At 65.8% G+C, this 19,951-nt stretch carries 10 protein-coding genes, 3 tRNA genes and 2 pseudogenes; 11 read left to right on the top strand and 4 right to left on the bottom strand.

All coding sequences use genetic code 11. The annotated features are described in order from the left end of the window. Positions 1-121: 121 nt before the first annotated feature. The 6 genes and pseudogenes from phaR to ACQ66H_RS13780 all read left to right on the top strand — a co-directional run bounded on the left by phaR (position 122) and on the right by ACQ66H_RS13780 (position 4,080). Positions 122-715, top strand: a complete 594-nt coding sequence (gene phaR / locus ACQ66H_RS13805; RefSeq protein ID WP_019917676.1) for a polyhydroxyalkanoate synthesis repressor PhaR — start codon at positions 122-124, stop codon at positions 713-715. Positions 716-744: 29 nt separating this feature from the next. Beyond that, positions 745-2,106 (top strand): 30S ribosomal protein S12 methylthiotransferase RimO, encoded by a 1,362-nt coding sequence (gene rimO / locus ACQ66H_RS13800; RefSeq protein ID WP_430434497.1) that lies wholly within the window; start codon positions 745-747, stop codon positions 2,104-2,106. A gap of 50 nt (positions 2,107-2,156) precedes the next feature. After that, positions 2,157-3,586 (top strand): annotated as a pseudogene (locus ACQ66H_RS13795) (FAD-binding oxidoreductase). Positions 3,587-3,738: 152 nt separating this feature from the next. Then, a tRNA-Ala gene (locus tag ACQ66H_RS13790) sits at positions 3,739-3,814 on the top strand. A gap of 61 nt (positions 3,815-3,875) precedes the next feature. Further along, a tRNA-Glu gene (locus ACQ66H_RS13785) sits at positions 3,876-3,951 on the top strand. A 52-nt stretch (positions 3,952-4,003) separates the two neighbouring features. Beyond that, positions 4,004-4,080, top strand: a tRNA-Asp gene (locus ACQ66H_RS13780). A 113-nt stretch (positions 4,081-4,193) separates the two neighbouring features. Here ACQ66H_RS13780 and ACQ66H_RS13775 read toward each other — a convergent pair. After that, the gene (locus ACQ66H_RS13775) at positions 4,194-5,216 is read right to left on the bottom strand and encodes a GGDEF domain-containing protein (protein ID WP_430434496.1); all 1,023 of its coding nucleotides are present in this window, start codon (positions 5,214-5,216) and stop codon (positions 4,194-4,196) included. Positions 5,217-5,371: 155 nt separating this feature from the next. On the opposite strand from ACQ66H_RS13775, the pseudogene ACQ66H_RS13770 reads away from it, so the two are divergent. The 4 genes and pseudogenes from ACQ66H_RS13770 to ACQ66H_RS13755 all read left to right on the top strand — a co-directional run bounded on the left by ACQ66H_RS13770 (position 5,372) and on the right by ACQ66H_RS13755 (position 12,230). After that, positions 5,372-6,234, top strand: a pseudogene (locus ACQ66H_RS13770) (PhnD/SsuA/transferrin family substrate-binding protein). Positions 6,235-6,243: 9 nt separating this feature from the next. Further along, entirely contained in the window at positions 6,244-7,902 is a 1,659-nt protein-coding gene (locus ACQ66H_RS13765; protein ID WP_430434495.1) for an ATP-binding protein, read from the top strand. Then, a complete protein-coding gene (locus tag ACQ66H_RS13760; RefSeq protein WP_430434494.1) occupies positions 7,902-8,540 on the top strand; it encodes a response regulator in 639 nt (212 codons plus the stop codon). Before ACQ66H_RS13765 ends, ACQ66H_RS13760 begins: the two co-directional genes overlap by 1 nt. 33 nt (positions 8,541-8,573) lie before the next feature. Continuing rightward, positions 8,574-12,230 (top strand): DUF748 domain-containing protein, encoded by a 3,657-nt coding sequence (locus ACQ66H_RS13755; RefSeq protein WP_430434493.1) that lies wholly within the window; start codon positions 8,574-8,576, stop codon positions 12,228-12,230. A 31-nt stretch (positions 12,231-12,261) separates the two neighbouring features. Here ACQ66H_RS13755 and ACQ66H_RS13750 read toward each other — a convergent pair whose 3' ends face one another. The 3 genes from ACQ66H_RS13750 to ACQ66H_RS13740 all read right to left on the bottom strand — a co-directional run bounded on the left by ACQ66H_RS13750 (position 12,262) and on the right by ACQ66H_RS13740 (position 17,447). Further along, complete coding sequence (locus ACQ66H_RS13750; RefSeq protein ID WP_430434492.1) at positions 12,262-13,584, bottom strand: methyl-accepting chemotaxis protein; 1,323 nt, start codon at positions 13,582-13,584, stop codon at positions 12,262-12,264. A 172-nt stretch (positions 13,585-13,756) separates the two neighbouring features. Next, positions 13,757-14,221: a peroxiredoxin gene (locus ACQ66H_RS13745; protein WP_430434491.1), complete on the bottom strand. Its 465-nt coding sequence runs from the start codon at positions 14,219-14,221 to the stop codon at positions 13,757-13,759. 43 nt (positions 14,222-14,264) lie between these two features. Further along, the gene (locus tag ACQ66H_RS13740; protein WP_430434490.1) at positions 14,265-17,447 is read right to left on the bottom strand and encodes an error-prone DNA polymerase; all 3,183 of its coding nucleotides are present in this window, start codon (positions 17,445-17,447) and stop codon (positions 14,265-14,267) included. 580 nt (positions 17,448-18,027) lie between these two features. Between ACQ66H_RS13740 and ACQ66H_RS13735 the strand changes: the two genes are divergently transcribed. Then, positions 18,028-19,950 (top strand): PrkA family serine protein kinase, encoded by a 1,923-nt coding sequence (locus tag ACQ66H_RS13735; protein WP_430434489.1) that lies wholly within the window; start codon positions 18,028-18,030, stop codon positions 19,948-19,950. Position 19,951 lies beyond the last annotated feature (1 nt).

The raw sequence follows: 19,951 nt of genomic DNA, 5'->3' as shown, positions 1-19,951 counted from the left end.
GTGACGCATCGAAAGGCCTTATGCGGCACTGCCGCATAAGGCCTTTGCTTGCTGTATGATCAAAACAGAGTGGGCGGAAACACCGCCCCGGGGTAGTTCAAACGAGCGAGGACACCACACAATGAGCGCTTCCGAAAGCCGCGAGGGGACAGGTTCCACCAACAGGCTGATCAAGAAATATCCCAACCGCCGGCTTTACGACACCCGCACGAGTTCCTACATCACGCTGTCCGACGTGAAGGAACTGGTTCTCGAGAATGCCGAGTTCCAGGTCGTCGATGCCAAGACCGGCGAGGACCTCACCCGCAGCATCCTGCTGCAGATCATCATCGAGGAAGAAAGCGAAGGCGTGCCGATGTTCACGTCCGACCTGCTGTCGCAGATGATCCGCTTCTACGGCAACGCGATGCAGGGCATGATGGGCAAGTACCTCGAAGGCAACATCAAGGCCTTCACCGACGTTCAGAGCAAGCTCCAGGACCAGGCGCGCGCCATCTACGGCGACAACAACGCGATGAGCAAGGACCTCTGGGCGCAGTTCCTGAACTTCCAGGGCCCGGCCATGCAGAGCATGATGGGTGCCTATATGGAGCAGAGCAAACGCATGTTCGTGCAGATGCAGGAGCAGATCGAGCAGCAGACCCGCTCGATGATGTCCGGTTTCAAGTTTCCCGGCTTCGGACCGGGGGGCGATAAAGGCCCGCAAAACAAGTAAACTGCAGGGTTTTGCGGCGGAGACGCGGCGTGACCCGTACTTCTGAATCTGGCAACACCACAAAGCCGACCCCCAAGGTCGGCTTCGTTTCTCTCGGCTGTCCGAAGGCGACTTCGGACTCCGAGTCCATCCTGACCCGCCTGCGCTCCGAAGGCTACGACATCGTGCCGACCTACGACGATGCCGATGTCGTGGTCGTCAACACCTGTGGCTTCATCGATGCCGCGGTCGAGGAATCGCTCGACGCGATCGGCGAGGCGCTGGCCGAGAACGGCAAGGTGATCGTGACCGGCTGTATGGGCGCGGAGGGGCCGAAGCGCCAGCAGGTGCTGTCCGCTCATCCGCAGGTGCTGGCGGTGACCGGTCCGCACGCGACCGAAGAGGTGATGGACGCGGTCCATCGCCACCTGCCCAAGCCGCACGATCCCTTCTCCGACCTGGTGCCGCCGCAGGGCATACGGCTCACGCCGTCGCACTACGCCTACCTGAAGATTTCCGAAGGCTGCAATCACCGCTGCAGTTTCTGCATCATTCCGTCGATGCGTGGCGATCTGGTGAGCCGGCCGATCGGCGACGTGATGCGCGAAGCCGAGGCGCTGCGCGACGCCGGTGTGCGCGAACTGCTCATCGTGTCGCAGGACACCAGCGCCTACGGCGTCGATGTGAAGTACCGCACCGGCTTCTGGGGCGGCAAGCCGCTGCGCACCAAGCTGTACGACCTGGCGAGCGCGCTGGGCGAGCTGGATATGTGGGTGCGCATGCATTACGTGTATCCGTATCCGCATGTCAACGACATCATCCCGCTGATGGCCGAGGGCAAGATCCTGCCCTACCTCGACGTGCCCTTCCAGCACGCCAGCCCGCGCGTGCTGAAGGCGATGAAGCGGCCGGCCAATGCCGAGAACAACCTCGAACGCATCCGCGCCTGGCGTTCGATCTGCCCCGACATCACGATACGCAGCACCTTCATCGCCGGCTTTCCGGGCGAGACCGAACAGGAGTTCGAGGAGCTGCTCGACTTCCTTGGTGAAGCACGGCTGGACCGCGTCGGCTGTTTCGCCTATTCGCCGGTCGATGGCGCCAGCGCCAACGACCTGCCGGGCGCGCTGCCGGAAGAGGTGCGCGAGGAGCGCCGTCAGCGCCTGATGGAATTCCAGGAAGACATTTCGACCCAGCGGCTGGAAGAGAAGATCGACCGCGAGATGATCGTGCTGGTCGATGAAGTCGACGAGGACGGCGCGGTCGCCCGCTCCGAAGGCGACGCGCCGGACATCGACGGCCTGGTGCACATCCTCGACGGTCAGGACCTCGAAGTCGGCGACTTCGTGCGTGTGCGCATCACCGATTGCGATGTGCACGACCTGTACGCCGAAGTCGTCACCGAAGGCTGACGATGAGTCGCCCGTGCGTCGGCGCAGCGTGAACGGGATCCGGAGCTGATATGGAGGACGGACGCATCGTGTCGGCACTGGCGCGGCTGCGGACAGTGGTCGGCGACAGCCATCTGCTGACCGCTGCCGCTGACCTCGCGCCGTATTGCACCGACTGGCGCGGCCGTTATCGCGGCGAAGCCCTGTGCGTCGTGCGCCCGGCAACGGTCGATGAACTGATGCAGGTGGTGCACGTCTGTCACGAGGCACAACTGCCCATGGTGCCGCAGGGCGGCAATACCGGCCTGTGCGGTGGCGCCACGCCGCATGCGGGGCGCTACGAAGTGCTGGTCACCCTGTCCCGCCTGAATCGCATCCGCGTGCTTGATCGCGACAATGCGTCGATCACCGTCGAAGCCGGCTGCACGCTGGCTGCGGTACAGGCCGCCGCGCGTGACGCCGGCCTGCTGTTTCCGCTCAGTCTGGCGTCAGAAGGCTCGTGCGAGATCGGCGGCAACCTGTCACCAACGCTGGCGGCGTACATGTGCTGCGCCACGGCAACGCGCGCGACCAGGTGCTCGGTCTCGAAGTCGTGCTGCCCGACGGTCGGCTGTGGAACGGCCTGCGTGCGCTGCGCAAGGACAATACCGGCTACGACCTCAAGCACCTGTTCGTCGGCGCCGAAGGCACGCTGGGCTTCATCACAGCGGCCGTGCTGAAGCTCGCGCCGCTGCCGGTGAACACCGCGCTCGCCTGGGTGGCACTCGACGGCCCGCAGCGCGGCATCGATCTGCTGCATGCGCTGCAGGCGCAGGCAGGCGATCTGCTGAACGCGTTCGAGCTGGTCGGTCGCGAGGCGCTGGGCATGGTGCTCAAGCACATTCCCGGAGCGCGTGACCCGCTTGCCGACGCCGCGCCCTGGTACGCGCTGGTTGAACTCGCCGGCAACGACCCGACGCTCGAAACCAAGCTTGGCGACACGCTGGCAGCGCTGCTCGAGCGTGGCATGGTGCGCGACGCGGTGATCGCGCAGGACGGCGCACAGGCGAAGGCGCTGTGGGCACTGCGCGAGAACATTTCGGAGGCGCAGCGCATCGAGGGTTTCAGCGTGAAGCACGACATCAGCGTGCCGGTCGGCAGCATTCCGCATTTCATCGAGGCGGCCGGCGACAAGCTCGCCGCCGTGTTGCCGGGTGTGCGCGTGGTGGTGTTCGGTCACGCCGGCGACGGTAATCTGCACTACAACCTGTCCTTCACCGATGCTTCCGACAACGCTCGGCTGATTGCCGATGCGAAGGTGGCGAGCGAGCAGGTACATGAAACGGTGATCGCACTCGGTGGATCGATCTCGGCCGAGCACGGCATCGGCCAGCTCAAGCGTGACCTGCTCGCGACGTGCAAGAGCACGGTCGAGCTGGACATGATGAGGGCGGTGAAGCGCGCATTCGATCCGTACGGGGTGATGAATCCGGGAAAGGTGCTGCCCGACGCCGGTCAGTGAGCGAAGCTCAATGCATCTTGAGGTAGCGGGTCGATGTCGATGTGATATGCGTATGTCACGAAGAAGAAATGTCGATCGATGTTCGACAAAAATAATTGCGCGAGATGCTTTACAAACACGGAACAGTGTTTATAATGCGCTCCTCTTTCGACGGGGGTATAGCTCAGCTGGGAGAGCGCTTGCATGGCATGCAAGAGGTCAGCGGTTCGATCCCGCTTACCTCCACCAAGCGAGAGAGAAGGCAGTACAAAGCAGTAATCAGTAAAAAAGCAGCAAGCGGTAAAACTAGGTCCCCATCGTCTAGAGGCCTAGGACACTACCCTTTCACGGTAGGTACCGGGGTTCGAATCCCCGTGGGGACGCCAGCTCTTTTGCTGGCAGTGCAAGTCCGGAAGAAGAAGTGCCGGCACCAACACTGGAGTGGTAGTTCAGTTGGTTAGAATACCGGCCTGTCACGCCGGGGGTCGCGGGTTCGAGTCCCGTCCACTCCGCCAACACAAGGTGCTCCGCAGTTTCTGCGGGGTGCTCACGAAGAAGGCCGCGAAAGCGGCCTTTTTTGTTTTCTGTGCCCCACAACGGGATCGCCTTGAGGCTGAACCGCCTCAGTTCAGAAAAGCTCGATCTCGCCGCTGTTGTTGACCTCCTCAAAAACGCCCGCCTTGACCAGTGCTTCGTACGAATGCACCTGGTTACGCCCGTTGTGCTTCGCGTGATAGACCGCGCGATCTGCGCGATCCACCGATCCGCTGGCATTGTCCATCAGGCGCAGTCGTGTGAAGCCGACACTGGCGGTGACCGTGCCAACCTGAGGGAAGGCGAAACCCGAAAGCTGCTGGCGGAAGAAGTCGAAGGCAAGGTGAGCTTCGTCGTCGTGCTCGGCACGCAGCAGCACGATGAATTCCTCGCCGCCGAAGCGATACAGGTATTCGCTGTGATGGAAGGCGGTGCGCAGGATGCGTGCGACCAGCAGTAGCACCTCGTCGCCGATCAGGTGACCGAAAGTGTCGTTTACGCGCTTGAAGTGATCGACGTCGATGACGCCCAGCCACCAGTTCGGCGAGCCCTCGGCTGCATGCCCGGTGCCCGCCATCGTGTCCAGACATTTCAGGAACTGTTCGTCGAAGGTCTTGCGGTTCAGCAGGCCGGTCAGGCTGTCGCGTTCGCTGTAGTCGAGCAGGCTGATCTGGTTGCGATAGATCTTCAGCAGACCCTCCACAAGGCGCAGCTGCACCGGCAGCAGGGGCTGTTCGCTGATCAGTTCGATGATGCCGAAGCGCCGCGCGCCGGCCCACACCGGAAAGAGGTTGAGCCAGGGGCCGTCGTGGCCGTTCATCGGCAGGTCGAGCAACGGTTCGTCGCAGCCGAAGGCCTGATCGAACTGCGGGCGGGCGGACAGGGCGGGCAGCGCGTCGAGCGGCGTCCAGCTTGGATCGCCTGCACGCATGCCGCTCCCTTTGATCATGCCCGCCTGCAGCAGCAGCCGCAGATCGGATACGTCGCCGACGCAGCGATACAGATTCAGTTCGATCGGATCGAGCCAGTCGCCCAGTACCGAGACGAAGGTACTGTCGATGAGGTCGCGATCGCGGTAACCGGTCAGGTTGGCGACCGATCCTATGAGGTCAGACATGGCGGTGTGCGGGCGGGTCTTTTTGCGGGGTTCGTGTGGAGTATCGGCAGCGCGACGGGGCGACTTGAGCGCTAGAATCGGCCACAAACAGCCGAGGGCGTGCGCTTGCGCATCCCCGCGGATTCACCGCCGAGCGGTAAGCACAGGGCCCGTTGATGATCGTCCTCTCCATCCGTCGCGCCGCCTCCGCACTGGCGATGCTGCTGTGTCTGTCGGGTGCGCCGGCGCTGCATGCGGCCTGTGCGCTAGAGGGCGTCATCACCGTCGGTGTCGTGCCGCAGCAGGCGGCGAGCGATCTGGCGCAAGGCTGGATTCCGCTGTTGCGCGAGGTGTCGGCCGTCAGCGGCTGCGAATTCCGTTTCGCGACGGCGCCGACCATCACCGAGTTCGAGAAGCGACTGGCCCGTGGCGAATACGCGATCGCCTACATGAACCCCTATCACTACGTGGTGTTTCATCAGGCTGCCGGCTACTTGGCGTTTGCTCGCGAGAAGGACCGCAAGCTGCGCGGGCTGATCGTCGTCCGCAATGACAGTGCCATCGCTTCGGTGCAGGAACTCGACGGCAAGGAGGTCGCCTTTCCATCGCCGGCTGCCTTCGCCGCCACCGTCATTCCGCTGGCTGAACTGAAGCGCGGCGGCATTTCGGTGAAGCCGCGTTTCGTTGCCTCGCACGATTCCGTTTACCTGAATGTTGCGCGCGGGCTGGTTATCGCCGGCGGCGGCATCGAGCGCACGCTGGAGGCCATCGACACCGGCGTGCGTGATCGCATGCGCGTCATCTGGCGTTCGGCAGAGTACCCGCCGCACGCCTTCGCCCGTCTGCCGGGTGTGCCGGAGTCGGTGGGCAGGGATTTCGTGACGCGATACAGAAGGTCGGCAGTTCGGCGCCCGGCGCCGAACTGCTGAAGCAGATCGGCTTCAAAGGCGTCGTGAATGCGCAGGATCGGGACTGGGAGCCGATACGTGCGCTCGATATCCGGGTACTCGATGCATTGCTGGCCGAACCGGTGCGCTGATTCCTGTTGATGAAGATGCGCGCCTTCAGTCGCATGTCCTTCCGCTGGAAGGCCATTCTCGGCATCGCCCTGATCGAGGCGCTGACGCTTTCGGTGACGATATTCGGCGCGCTGGGCCAGATGGCCAGTTCGCAGGCCGATCTGATCCAGCGCAGCGCGCAGATGGCGATGTCGCTGTTTTCGGCCGCCGTGTCCGACGCGTTGATTTCGAGCGATCTGGCCAAGATCGAGGCGGTCTCGTCGGATCTGGTGTCGCGACGCGAGGCCGTGTTTGTCCGCGTGCTCGACCAGGATGGCCGCGAGGTGGCGGCCAAGGGCGACGCTGCGGCGCTGGCGCGGACCTTCAGCGCCGACAGCGATCCGCTGGCGGAAGGCTCCGACAGCTTTGCTGTCAGCGCCCCCATCATGGCCGGCAGCGCGCGCATCGGCGAGGTGCAACTGGGCATCGACAACCGTCAGGCGCGCATCGAACTGGCCGAGGCGAAGCGCCTCGCGGCCGTCGTCGCGGTCTTCGGCATGGGGCTCGCCGCGCTGTTCTCGTGGCTGCTCAGCGGCTGGCTCGCGCACGGTATCCGGCGACTGTCCGACGGCGCGCAGCGCATCGCCTCAGGCCAGCTCGACGCGCGGGTGGACGAAAGCGGCGAGCAGGAACTGCAGGTGCTGGCGCAGTCGTTCAACGGCATGGCCGTGTCGCTGCAACAGCGCGAGGACGAGCGCGAGGCGCTGTTGCAGCGCGCCGAACAGGCGGTGGCCGATGCGCGCGAAGCCAGCCGCGCCAAGAGCGCCTTCCTCGCGGCGATGAGCCACGAAATCCGCACCCCGCTGAATGGCGTGGTCGGGCTGGCGGCCATCCTGGCCGACAACGACAGCCCGCAACGGGCGCGCGAGCACGGCCGGCAGTTGCGCATCGCAGCCGGTCAGCTGCGCATGATCGTCAACGACATTCTCGACTTCTCCAAGATCGAGGCCGGCAAGCTCGATCTGGAACACATTCCCTTCGCCATCGGCGACCTGCTCGAAACCTGCCACGCGTCGTTTGTCGCGCAGGCGCAGGACAAGGCGCTCGCTCTGACATTCAAGCTGGCGCCGGAAGTGCCGCCGGCGCTGTGCGGCGATCCGACGCGGCTGGCGCAGATACTGAACAACTACGTGTCGAACGCGTTGAAGTTCACCGCACACGGTCGCGTCAACGTCGAGGTCGCGTTGTGCGAACGGGCGGGTCAGCGGGTGCGCCTGCGCGTCACGGTGCGCGACACCGGTCGCGGGGTGTCGTCTGACGAGATCGACGCGCTTTTCGAGCCCTTCGTGCAGGCCGACGCATCGGTGGTGCGCAGCCACGGCGGTACCGGCCTCGGCCTGACCATTTGCAAGCGGCTGGCTGACGCGATGGGCGGTCGTGTCGGCGGCAGTGGCGCGCCGGGCGAGGGCGCCACCTTCTGGGCCGAGGTCTGGCTCGAACAGGTGGAGGACGGTGCGCTGCCGACGGCTGCCGAGCAAATATCCGCGGTGTCGCTGGCCGATCTGCGCGTGCTTGTCGTCGATGACATCGCGGTCAACCGGACGGTGGCGGTTCATCTGGTCGAACGCGCGGGCGCGCACGCCGAGCAGGCCGTCACGGGCGGCAGGCGCTGGAACGCGTCTGCGCCGGTGGCATCGACCTGGTGCTGATGGATATCCAGATGCCGGTGATGGACGGCAAGACTGCGACGCGCGAGATCGTCGCCCGCCTGGGCGCTGCCGCGCCGCCCGTCGTCGGCCTGACCGCGCACGCGGTGACCGAGGAGCGGGACGAGTGCCTGGCGCTGGGCATGCGTGCCTACCTGACCAAACCGGTTGACGCGCACGCCTTGCTCGGGGTACTGGCGACCACCGCCGCCGGCCGCGGCGACGTGCTGCAGACCATGACGCCGGCAACCGTCGAGCCGATCGCGGAACCGGTCACCGATGAGGCGCGACCTGCGCTCGATCTGGCAGCCGTGCGCCAGCAGTTCGATGGCGATCTCGCGCTCTACGGCGAAATCCTCGCCACCACGCTGGGCGAGGTCAGGGCGCTGCGCGACGCACTGGCGGCGCGTGTCGGCGAACCGGCTGCCGACATCGTCCGCCAGATACATGCGCTCAAGGGCGTCTGTCTGAACCTCGGTTTTGCCCGCGCCGGCGTTGAGGCGGCGCGGCTGGAACGCGCACTGCGCGACGCCAGCCTGTCGACGGAACAGCTGCCCGACGCGTTGCGTGCATACGTCGTCGTGCTCGACGAAGCGCTGGATGCTGCCGCACGACATCTTGCAGCCGGCCCCGCGTCATAATCGCCCCGTTCACCCGCCTGGATCCGCTTGCCAATGTCGCTCAACGCCCTCTTTTCCCGTCCCGCCGTACGCAAGACCTGCATCGGCATCGTCGCCGCAACCGTGCTGTTCGGTCTGCTCGGTGCGTTTGCGGCGCCGCATCTGGTGCGTTCGCTGGCCGAGAAGCACGGTTCCGAATTCCTCGGTCGTGCGCTGACGCTGCAGGCGGTGTCGATCAACCCCTACACGCTGGAACTGACGGTGTCGGGACTGAAGTTGCTGGAGGCCAACGGCAAGGACGAGGCGGTGACGCTGGACAGCCTGACCGTCAACGTCGAGTGGGCGTCGCTGTTCAAGGGCGCACCGGTGGTGCGGGCGGTGCAGGTGGAGCGGCCCTGGCTGCGCATCGTGCGGCTGGACGAGGAAGGCCGCTTCAATTTCAGCGACGTGCTGCAGAAGATTCTCGACCAGCCGCCGAGCGAGGAGCCGGCGCGCTTCTCGATCAACAACATCGTGCTGCGCGACGGCCGCGTCGATATCGACGATCAGCCCTTCGCGCGCAAGCACGCGATCAGCGACATCCAGATCGGCCTGCCCTTCGTGTCCAACCTGCCGTCCGACGTCGAACTGTTCGTCGAGCCCTCGATCGCGGCCCGCATCAACGACGCGCCGTTTTCGATGAAGGGCAAGGTGCGGCCCTTCATCGACGAACGCGAAGCGACGATGAAGGTCGAGTTCAACGCGCTCAACCTCGCGCGCTTCGATGAGTACTCGCCGGTGCCACTGGGCTTCCGCATCAGTTCCGGCCTGCTCGACACCGACATTGAGCTGGGCTTCCGCCAGAACAAGGAGGGCGCGCCGCGCATCGTGCTGCAGGGCACTTTGGAACTGCGCGATTTCGAACTCGACAGCCGCGACGGCAGTCCGCTGTTCAAGCTGCCGGCGCTGGATGTGGTGCTGAACGAGATCCAGCCTCTGGCCGGCAAGATCGACATCGCCAGCGTCCGCATCGATCAGCCGGATTTCGAAGTGTCCCGCGCGAAGGATGGCAAGCTGAACCTGCAGGCCTTGCTGGCGCGACCGCGCCCTGCACCGAGCGCCACCGCGGCACCGGAAACGGCGCCGGCCGAGCCGGCGAAGGCACCGGAGGTGAAGGTCGGGCTGTTGGAGGTACTGCAGGCACGCGTCGCCTTCACCGACGAAATGCCGGCCAAGCCCTTCAGTTACGTGATCGAGCCGATGGACATCGTGCTGCGCGATTTCTCGCTGCAGGGCGATGCCCCGGCAACACTGGTGATCGCCGCGCAGGCTGAGGGCAATACGCGGCTGGCGGTTGACGCAAAGCTGCGCGCGAGTGCGCCCGACATCGAGGGCGAGCTGACGGTGAGCGGCGTCGAGGTGCCGCGCTTCAGCCCCTACTTTGCCGACCTGATCAACTTCTCGGTCGATCAGGCTGACGTGCGCATCGGTACGCGCTTCGGCCTGCGACTGGCTGACGGGGCGCCGCAGGGCGAGGTGCTGGTGACCGAGGCGGGCGTGGCCCGGCTCAAGCTCACGCGTCGCGGCGAGAAGAACGCATTTGCCCAGGCCGACGACATCGTCGTGAGCCAGGCGCGCATCGACCTGTCAACGCGCAAGGTCGCGGTCGGCGCACTGGATCTGCTCAAGCCGCGTCTGCGCGCGGCGCGTCAGGCCGACGGCGACATCGATCTCGCCGGTCTGGTGCGCCCCTCGTCAGCGGCGGCGGGGCACGCCGCGCCGGCATGGACCGCGCAGCTGTCGGCGCTGAACATCAAGGACGGCGCGGTCCGCTTCGAGGACCGCACGCTGACGACACCGGCCGTGGTCGAACTCGACCGGCTGTCGCTCAAGCTGGAAAACGTCGGCACCGACCTGAAGCAGAAATCGAAGCTGGACCTCGGCTTCCGTGACGCCAAGGGCGGTCTGTTCGGCGTACGCGGCGGCTTTTCGCTGTCGCCGGTACAGGCCGACCTGAAGATCGATGCGCGCCGCCTCGACCTGCTGGTCGGCCAGCCCTGGATGGCGCAGAAGCTCAACGCCGAACTGCTCGCCGGCGTGCTGAGCCTGCGCGGCGACCTCGCGCTGCAGACGCAGCCGGCAGGTGACTGGACACTGGCGTGGAAGGGTGAAACCCATGTCGAGAACGTGCACCTGACCGAAAAGGTGAACGCCTCCGACCTGCTGAAGTGGCGCTCGCTGTTCGCAGGCGGCATTGCGCTGAAGCTGGACAGCCGCAAGCCCGATCTGCTGGCCGGACTGTCGATCAACGAAGTCGCGCTGTCGGATTACTTCGCCCGCATCATCGTGTCGCCGCAGGGCCGGCTGAACCTGCAGGACGTGGTACGCAAGGACGGGGCGGCTGCGACCGCGCCGGTGGCCGCCGCGTCGGCCGCCAAGCCTGCTCCGGCACCGGCTGCCCGCCCGGCGGCGCCGCCGGCCGCCGGCAGCCAGAGCGCGGCGCTGGCACAGATGATCAATGCGGCGCGTCCGCCGATCGACGTGAAAACCATCGTGATGCAGGGCGGCCGCGTCGATTTCAGCGACTTCTTCATCAAGCCGAACTACCGTGCCCAGCTGTCCGAACTGGGCGGCCGCGTATCCGGCCTCAGCTCTGCATCCGGCACCGCCGGCGAGGTGGAACTGCGCGGCCTGGTCGAAGGTTCGGCGCCGATCGACATCACCGGCCGCATCAATCCGCTGGCCGAGGCGCTCTTCCTCGACATCAAGGCCAGTGCGCGTGGCATCGAGCTGGCGCCGCTGTCGCCCTATTCGGGCAAGTACGTCGGCTACGGCATCGAGAAGGGCAAGCTCAGCGTCAACATTGCCTACAAGATCGAGAACGACCAGCTGACTGCCCAGAACAACGTCATCCTCGATCAGCTCACCTTCGGCAACAAGGTCGACAGCCCGGACGCCATCAAGGCGCCGGTGCTGCTGGCGGTGTCGCTGCTGCAGGACCGCAACGGCGTCATCGACATCAATCTGCCGATCAGCGGTTCGCTGTCCGATCCGCAGTTCTCCATCGGCGGCATCGTCGTCAAGGTGATCGTGAACCTGATCGTCAAGGCGGTCACTTCGCCGTTCGCGCTGCTCGGTTCGCTGTTCGGCTCCGAGGCCGATCTCGATCACGTCGCCTTCGAGCCGGGTCGCGCAACGCTGACTGATACCGCGCGCAGCAAGCTCGACACGCTGGGCAAGGCGCTGACCGACCGACCGGCGCTGAAACTGGAAGTGACCGGCCGCACCGATCGCGCGACCGACATCGAAGGCTACCGCCGCGCGCTGCTGGAGCAGAAGGTGCGTGCGGTCAAGGCGGCGAAAACCAAAGCCTCGGCCGAAACGACGACGGTGTCGCCGGAGGAATATCCGGATCTGCTGAAGGCGGTCTACAAGGCGGCGGATTTCCCGAAGCCGCGCAATCTGGTTGGTCTGGCGAAGGACCTGCCGGTGCCGGAAATGGAAAAGCTCATCCTGACCAATACCGAGGTCAGCGACGAGGATCTGCGCCTGCTCGGCCTTGCGCGGGCGCAGACGGTGAAGGACTACCTGACGCGCAACGCCAAGGTCGAGGACGCGCGCCTGTTCGTGCTGGCACCCAAGGCGGGCGAGCCGGCTACCGGTGGCGACAAGCCGGCTGACGGCAAGGACGACAAGACGGCGCCGAACCGCGCCGACTTCTCGATCAAGTAAGAGGGAGGAGGGCGGCCGGCGCCACGCGCCTTCAGTCGCCGTCGGGGATGATGCGGGCGATCTGTTCGGTCGCCTCGCGCGTGCGTTCGGACAGCGTGCGCACCTCGTCGGCCACCACCGAAAAGCCGCGACCGGCGTCGCCGGCGCGTGCGGCCTCGATCGCCGCGTTCAGCGCCAGCCGGTTGGTCTGGTCGGCGATGGCGCGGATGGCGGTGACGATGGCGCGGATCTTCTGCACGTTGTCGCTGAGTTGCTCTCGCTGACGCGCTTCGACCTCCTGCAGATGGTGTTCGTTGTGCTCGGCCTCGATGCAGGTGAGCGCGCCAACCACGCGCAGCGGTGTGCCGCGGTCGTCGCGCCGGGTTCGGCCGCGGGCGCGGAACCAGCGATAGACGCCGTCCTTGCAGCGCAGCCGGTAGTCGATCGAGTAGGGCGTGTTGCCGCTGCGGTCCATCAGGTGGCGGGTGAAGGCTTCGAGCACGCCCGGCTTGTCGTCCGGGTGCAGGCGCGAGGCCCAGCTGTCGAGCACGTTCGGGAATTCCTCTTCGGTTTCGAAGCCGAGCAGGCGGCGGAACTGCGTTGACCACCAGAAGGTGTTGGACGGATTGACCGGGTCGCCGGCCACCACGTCGAGGTCCCAGATGCCGTCCGACAGCATGTCGCTGGCCAGTTCGAAACGGGTGAGTGCGGCGTCGAGTTTCGCCTCGTCCTCACGGCTGCGGCTGATGTCGGTCAGCGAGCCGGCGATGCGCACGATGCCCTGTTCGTCGCGCACGGTGCGGGTGCGCGACAGCAGCCAGCGGTAGCTGCCGTCCTTGTGTGCCATCCGGTAGCGCGTGTCCGGCCAGTCGCCGTCGCGCCGATCGGTCCATTGCCGCGCCAGCGCGTCGAGCGCCTGTTTGCGGTCTTCCGGATGCAGGCGCGAGGCCCAGCTGTCGAGGCGGTCCGGGAAATCGCTGTCGTCGTAGCCCAGCATGTTGCGCAGTCGGTCCGACCACCAGACCGGGTGTTTCAGATCCGGCGTGCGGGCGTCGCCGAGCCGGACTTCCCACAGCCCGGCGTCAACCACGGCGGCGATCAGACTGCTGCGCGCGCTCGCTTCGCTCAGCTCCTGACGCAGCGACTGCGCGTTGTCGGCGGCAACGTCCAGCATCTGTTCCAGCTCGTGCGCGCGCGTTTCGGCGTTGCGTGCCCGGTTGCGCAGGCCGGAGAACACGCGTGACAGCGTGCCCAGCAGCTGCCGCTCATTGGCGCTGCCGCGTGGCGACGGGCAGTAGTCCTCGTCGCGCGATTCGCAGTCGGCGATGCGTTGCAGTTCGAACCAGAAATGTCGTCTGAGCAGCCAGGCCAGCATGCATCCTCCCCGTCGGTCCGGCGCACGACGCGCCGTGCAGCGGAGAGCAGATGACGTGCCATGAAGGCGGTGAGCGGAAACGCTGGAATATCAGTGTCTTGTGCGAAAGCGTCTGGCGGGTGCAGCGTCCACATGCCGGACGGCGTATGACAATCGTCCGTGGCGCGGGCGCTCAACGTGGCGGCAGCAGACCGAGCAGTTCGTCGGCGTGGCGGCTCACGTCGGGTCGTTCGATCAGGTGTGCGATGCGACCTTCGGGGTCGATCAGCACGCTGATCCGCCGGTAGGCACCTAGCCAGCGGCGCAGCAGTCCGGCCGGACCGCTGCCGAGCGCGCCGTAGCGGCGGGCGATGCGCTGGCCGTCATCGACCAGCAACGGGAAATCGAGGGCGAACTTGTCGGTGAAAGCGCGGTGCGCCGCGCTGCCCTGTGCCGATACGCCGAGCACGGTGAGCCCGCGAGCGGCGAGGTCAGTCCGACCGTCGCGGATGGAGCAGGCCTGTTTCGTGCAGCCCGGCGTGTCGTCGCGCGGATAGAAATACAGCGCCAGCCAGCGGCCACGGTAATCGGCGAGACGGTGGCGGTGGCCGTGCTGGTCGAAGGCGTCGAAGTCGGGAGCGGGCTGGCCGGGCGTCATGGCGTGCGGGAACGGTCGTGGAAGAGGGGACTGTAGTCGCTTTCTAGTGGAAATCCCGACTGCGCGGCGTCAGCGCTCCGAGCAGCGCCGAGCGGTTGACCAGGCGGCGAGCGATCAGGTGGATCACCTCGCCTTCGCGCGACACCTGACCGTAGATGCCGAGCAGGGTAGCGCCCAGCACTTCGTGCCGCTGTTTCTCCTGCACGTCCTTGTGCACGATCACGTTGGCCAGTCCGGTTTCGTCTTCCACCGTGACGAACATGACGCCGCTCGCCGTGCCCGGACGCTGGCGGCAGGTGACGATGCCGGCGGCACGGGCGAGTGCGCGGTCGGGCAGACGGCGCAGTTCGGCGGCGGTGATGAAGCGCTGCGCGGCCAGTTCGCCGCGCAGCAGCGCCAGCGGATGACGGCCCAGCGTGAAACCGAGGCTGGCGTAATCGGCGACGATGTCCTCGCCTTCGTGCGGCGCCGCCAGCGCGAGCGGCGTTTCGTTCACCGGCGCGTCGCCCAGCAGTGCGTCCGGGCGCCGCACCGCCGCCTGCCAGTGTGCCTGGTGGCGGTTGCCGGCGAGCGGCTGCAGCGCGCCGCCGGCAGCGAGGCAGCGCAACTGCTGCCGGTCCAGCCGGGCGCGGCGGGCGAGGTCGTTGACATTCGCGAACGGCGCCTTTGCGCGGGCGGCGATCAGGCCTTGCATGGCGTCCTGCGACACGCCCTTGATCATGCGCAGGCCCAGCCGCACGGCCGGCCCGGATGCGCTTGACGAGGGACGTTCGAGCACACAATCCCAGCCGCTCACCGTCACGTCGGCCGGATTGACCTCGACGCCGTGCGTGCGCGCGTCGGCGATCAGCTGGGCCGGCGCGTAGAAGCCCATGGGCTGGCTGTTCAGCAGGCCGCACAGGAAGGCGGCCGGGTGGTGGCACTTGAGCCAGGACGAGGCATAGACCAGCAGTGCGAAGCTGGCGGCGTGGGACTCCGGAAAACCGTAGCCGGAAAAGCCCTCGATCTGGCGGTAGATCTGTTCGGCGAATTCCGGCGTGTAGCCCTTGTTCAGCAGGCCTTCAGTCAGCTTGTGCTGGAATTTTTCCATCGTGCCGCGTTGCCGCCAGGCGGCCATCGAACGGCGCATCTGGTCGGCCTCACCCGGCGTGAAACCGGCGGCGACGACGGCCAGCTGCATCACCTGTTCCTGGAAGATGGGCACGCCCAGCGTGCGTTCGAGTACCGGGCGCAATTCGTCCGACGGGTAGTCGATCCGTTCTGGCGGCAGATGGCGGCGGGCCAGGTAGGGATGGACCATGCCGCCCTGTATCGGCCCCGGGCGCACGATGGCGACCTGGATGACCAGGTCGTAGTAACGGCGCGGCCGCAGTCGCGGCAGCATGTTCATCTGCGCCCGCGATTCGACCTGGAACACGCCGGTCGATTCGCCGCGGCACAGCATGTCGTAGGTCGCCGGGTCTTCGGGCGGAATGTCGGCGACGCTGCGGGGTATCCGTCCCGGCACTGCCGCCGGTGACGCCGGATGCGCATCGGCGCAGGCCGCCAGCGACTGCAGCGTCTTGCGTATCGCAGTCAGCATGCCGAGCGCCAGCACATCGACTTTCATCAGACCGACCGCTTCGAGGTCGTCCTTGTCCCACTGGATGACGCAGCGGTCCGGCATCCGTGCGTTTTCTATCGGCACCAGGCGCGACAGCCGGCCGCGCGCGATGACGAAGCCGCCGACGTGCTGCGACAGGTGACGCGGCGCGCCGATCAGTTCGTTCGCCAGTTCCATCAGCCGGCGTACGTGCGGCGAGGCGGGGCTGAAGCCGGCGTCGGCCATGCGGTCCTCGCGCACCTGCTTGCCGTCCCACCACATGTGGCCGCGCGTCAGGCGGTCGAGCGCGTCGTCGCTGAAGCCGAGTGCGCGGCCGACGTCGCGCAGCGCCGAGCGCGGCCGGTAGCAGGTCAGGCTGGCGGCCAGTGCGGCGCGGTCGCGGCCGTACTTGCCGTAGATGTACTGGATCACTTCCTCGCGCCGCTCGTGCTCGAAATCGACGTCGATGTCCGGCGCTTCGTTCCGCTCGCGCGAAATGAAGCGACCGAACAGCATGTTGGCCCGCCACGGGTTGACCTCGGTCACGCCGATGCAGTAGCACACCGCCGAATTGGCGGCCGAGCCGCGGCCTTGGCAGAGGATGCCGCGGCTGCGTGCCCAGGCCACGATGTCGTACACGGTCAGGAAGTAGGGTTCGTACTTGAGCTCGGCGATCAGCGCCAGTTCGTCCTCGATCTGCTGGCGCAACTTGCCCGCCTTCAGTTCGAAGGTGGCGTCGTCCAGCCTGACCACGCGACGGATCTGCGCGCAGCGCTCGACATAGCCGCGTTCGGCCAGATGACGCAGCCAGGACGCTGGCGTATGGCCGGCCGGCACGATCTCTTCCGGGTACTCGTAGCGCAGTTCGTCGAGCGAGAAGCTGCACTGCGCGGCGATGTGCACGCTCGCGGCCAGTTGTTCTGCCGGATGGATCTGCGCCAGCCGGTGCAGCAGGCGCAGGTGGCGCTCGCCGTTCGGAAACAGTCGTTCGCCGCATTCGGGCAGCGTGCAGTGCAGGCGGATGGCGGTCAGGGTGTCCTGCAGCCGGCGCCGCTTGCGCACGTGCATGTGCACATCGCCGGCGGCACACAACGGCAGGCCGCTGGCGTCGGCCGCCGCCTCCAGGGCCGCCAGCTTGGCGCAGTCGTCGGTACCCAGGTGCAGTTCCACCGCCAGCCAGGCGCGCTCACCGAAACGCGACTTCAGCCAGGCGGCGTGTGCGACCAGCATGTCGGCGTCTGCAACATCGTCGTCGGTCGGTGTCAGCAGCGCGATGCAGTCGGACAGGCCGGCGTCGAGGTCGGCCAGCGTCAGGTGGTAACGGCCCTTGTCCGCCGCCATGCGGCCGCGCGTGATCAGTTCGGCCAGATTGCCGTAACCGTTGCGGTTGCAGGCCAGCAGCACCAGCTTGGGTCCGTCGGCCAGGCGGATTTCGCTGCCGATGATCAGCGCCGGTTTCGGGTCGGGCAGGGCACGCAGTGCCACGTGGGCGCGCACGACGCCGGCCAGCGAGCATTCGTCGGTGATGGCCAGTGCCGTGTAGCCGAGCGCGGCGGCGCGCTCGGCCAGTTCCTCAGGCGACGAGGCGCCGCGCTGGAAACTGAAGTGGCTCAGGCAGTGAAGTTCGGCGTAGGGCGTGGACATGGTGTGTACTGTATTTTCGTACAGTACCTGTCGGCTGTCAACCGCACGCGCCGTGCGCGGCGCAGACCGCAGCTGCCGATGACCGGTTGTCGCCTCGATGCGGGATCGGCACCTGGGCGCGCCAGCGGTGCGGCAGGGTGATCGTGCACCGGCGTGGTGCGTGTGGCCGCGAGTTCGTCCGCCGACCGCGTTCGCGGCGCCCGCGCCAGCCGGGCCCTTGAGCGGAGCACTGCGATGACGATGGACACCGTGTGACCCGCGCACGGCAAGCATGGACCACAACTTGCTGAGGACCGGTCAACGGACTGCCGGGCACACACGTGAACAAGCGTGAGCACGCGGGAACTTCGCGTTGCAGGGGGTATCGACTCGACAACAAGTGTTGCATGTACGCATCTTGTGTCGCACGACTCGACACAGCGTCCATGCTTCGGAGCAGGATGGTGATCGCGGTGCTTATCGGGCTTTCATCGAGCCCGCGAGTGAACCAAGCTGAACATGTGGTGGTGCGGAAGGTGCGCGCAGGCCGCGGGCTTCCGGACCAACTGTTTTGAAGGTCAACGGAGACTTGGAGATCAGCATGGACATCGTCAGTCATTTCGCCGCGCGTTTCGAACGCACCCGCGAGGAAGAGCTATCGCTGGAAGAGTATCTGGCGGAGTGCAAACGTGACCCGCTGGCGTACGCCAGCGCCGCCGAACGCATGTTGAGGGCGATAGGTGAGCCGCAGACGGTGGACACCCGCAACGACCCGCGGCTGTCGCGCATCTTCGCCAACAAGGTGATCAAGATCTATCCGGCCTTCGCCGAGTTCTACGGCATGGAGGACGCGATCGAACAGGTGGTGAGCTACTTCCGTCACGCCGCACAGGGCCTGGAAGAAAAGAAGCAGATTCTCTATCTGCTGGGCCCGGTCGGCGGCGGCAAGTCGTCGATCGCCGAGCGGCTGAAGGCGCTGATGCAGGAAGTGCCCTTCTACGCGATCAAGGGTTCGCCGGTGAATGAATCGCCGCTGGGCCTGTTCGACCCGACCGAGGACGGCGCCATCCTCGAAAAGGAATATGGCATCCCGAGCCGTTACCTCAACCGCATCCTGAGTCCGTGGGCGGTCAAGCGGCTGGAGGAATTCGGCGGCGATATCCGCAAGTTCCGCGTGGTCAAGCGCTACCCCAGCGTGCTGAAGCAGGTGGGCATCGCCAAGACCGAACCGGGTGACGAGAACAATCAGGACATTTCGTCGCTGGTCGGCAAGGTCAACATCCGCAAGCTCGAAACCTATGCGCAGGACGACCCTGACGCCTACAGCTTCTCCGGCGGCCTGTGCCTGGCCAACCAGGGCCTCCTTGAATTTGTCGAAATGTTCAAGGCGCCGATCAAGGTGCTGCATCCGCTGCTGACCGCAACCCAGGAGGGCAACTTCAAGGGCACCGAAGGTTTCGGCGCGATCCCGTTCGACGGCGTCGTGCTGGCGCACTCGAACGAGAGCGAGTGGAAGGCCTTCCGCAACAACAAGAACAACGAAGCCTTCCTCGACCGCATCTACATCGTCAAGGTGCCGTACTGCCTGCGCGTGTCCGAGGAAGTGAAGATCTACGAAAAGCTGCTGCGCGGCTCGTCGCTGGCCGAGGCGGTGTGCGCCCCGGGCACGCTGAAGATGATGGCGCAGTTCGCCGTGCTGACCCGGCTCAAGGAGCCGGAGAACTCCAGCCTCTATTCGAAGATGCAGGTGTATGACGGCGAGAACCTGAAGGACACCGATCCGCGCGCCAAGAGCTACCAGGAGTACCGCGACTACGCCGGCGTCAACGAAGGCATGAGCGGCATCTCGACCCGCTTCGCGTTCAAGATCCTGTCCAAGGTGTTCAACTTCGATTCGACCGAAGTGGCGGCCAACCCGGTGCACCTGATGTACGTGCTCGAACAGCAGATCGAGCGCGAACAGTTCCCGCAGGACGTCGAGCAGAAGTACATCGCCTGCATCAAGGAGCACCTGTCGCCGCGCTACGCCGAATTCATCGGCAAGGAAATCCAGACCGCCTATCTGGAGAGCTACAGCGAGTACGGCCAGAACATCTTCGATCGCTACGTCACCTACGCGGACTACTGGATACAGGACCAGGAGTACCGCGATACCGATACCGGCGAAGTGTTCGACCGCGCCTCGCTGAACGCCGAACTGGAAAAGATCGAGAAGCCGGCGGGCATTTCGAACCCGAAGGATTTCCGCAACGAGATCGTGAACTTCGTGCTGCGGGCGCGTGCCAACAACGCCGGCAAGAACCCGGTGTGGACCAGTTACGAGAAGCTGCGCACGGTGATCGAGAAGAAGATGTTCTCCAACACCGAAGAGCTGCTGCCGGTGATCAGCTTCAACGCCAAGGCCAGCGCCGACGATGCCAAGAAGCACGAGGACTTCGTCAATCGCATGGTCGGCAAGGGCTACACGCCGAAGCAGGTGCGCCTGCTGTGCGAGTGGTACCTGCGCGTGCGCAAGAGTTCGTGAC

Source organism: Methyloversatilis sp. (assembly GCF_965284615.1).
In the GTDB taxonomy this organism is placed as follows: domain Bacteria; phylum Pseudomonadota; class Gammaproteobacteria; order Burkholderiales; family Rhodocyclaceae; genus Methyloversatilis.
This window is presented reverse-complemented; position numbering and strand designations above follow the sequence as displayed.

Bases quoted from the DNA above. Each gene is read 5' to 3' on its own strand.
- ACQ66H_RS13750 (WP_430434492.1), bottom strand. From the start codon at position 13,584: ATGCTGGCCTGGCTGCTCAGACGACATTTCTGGTTCGAACTGCAACGC.
- ACQ66H_RS13740 (WP_430434490.1), bottom strand. From the start codon at position 17,447: ATGTCCACGCCCTACGCCGAACTTCACTGCCTGAGCCACTTCAGTTTC.
- phaR (WP_019917676.1), top strand. From the start codon at position 122: ATGAGCGCTTCCGAAAGCCGCGAGGGGACAGGTTCCACCAACAGGCTG.
- ACQ66H_RS13755 (WP_430434493.1), top strand. From the start codon at position 8,574: ATGTCGCTCAACGCCCTCTTTTCCCGTCCCGCCGTACGCAAGACCTGC.
- ACQ66H_RS13765 (WP_430434495.1), top strand. From the start codon at position 6,244: ATGAAGATGCGCGCCTTCAGTCGCATGTCCTTCCGCTGGAAGGCCATT.
- ACQ66H_RS13775 (WP_430434496.1), bottom strand. From the start codon at position 5,216: ATGTCTGACCTCATAGGATCGGTCGCCAACCTGACCGGTTACCGCGAT.
- ACQ66H_RS13735 (WP_430434489.1), top strand. From the start codon at position 18,028: ATGGACATCGTCAGTCATTTCGCCGCGCGTTTCGAACGCACCCGCGAG.
- ACQ66H_RS13745 (WP_430434491.1), bottom strand. From the start codon at position 14,221: ATGACGCCCGGCCAGCCCGCTCCCGACTTCGACGCCTTCGACCAGCAC.
- ACQ66H_RS13760 (WP_430434494.1), top strand. From the start codon at position 7,902: ATGGATATCCAGATGCCGGTGATGGACGGCAAGACTGCGACGCGCGAG.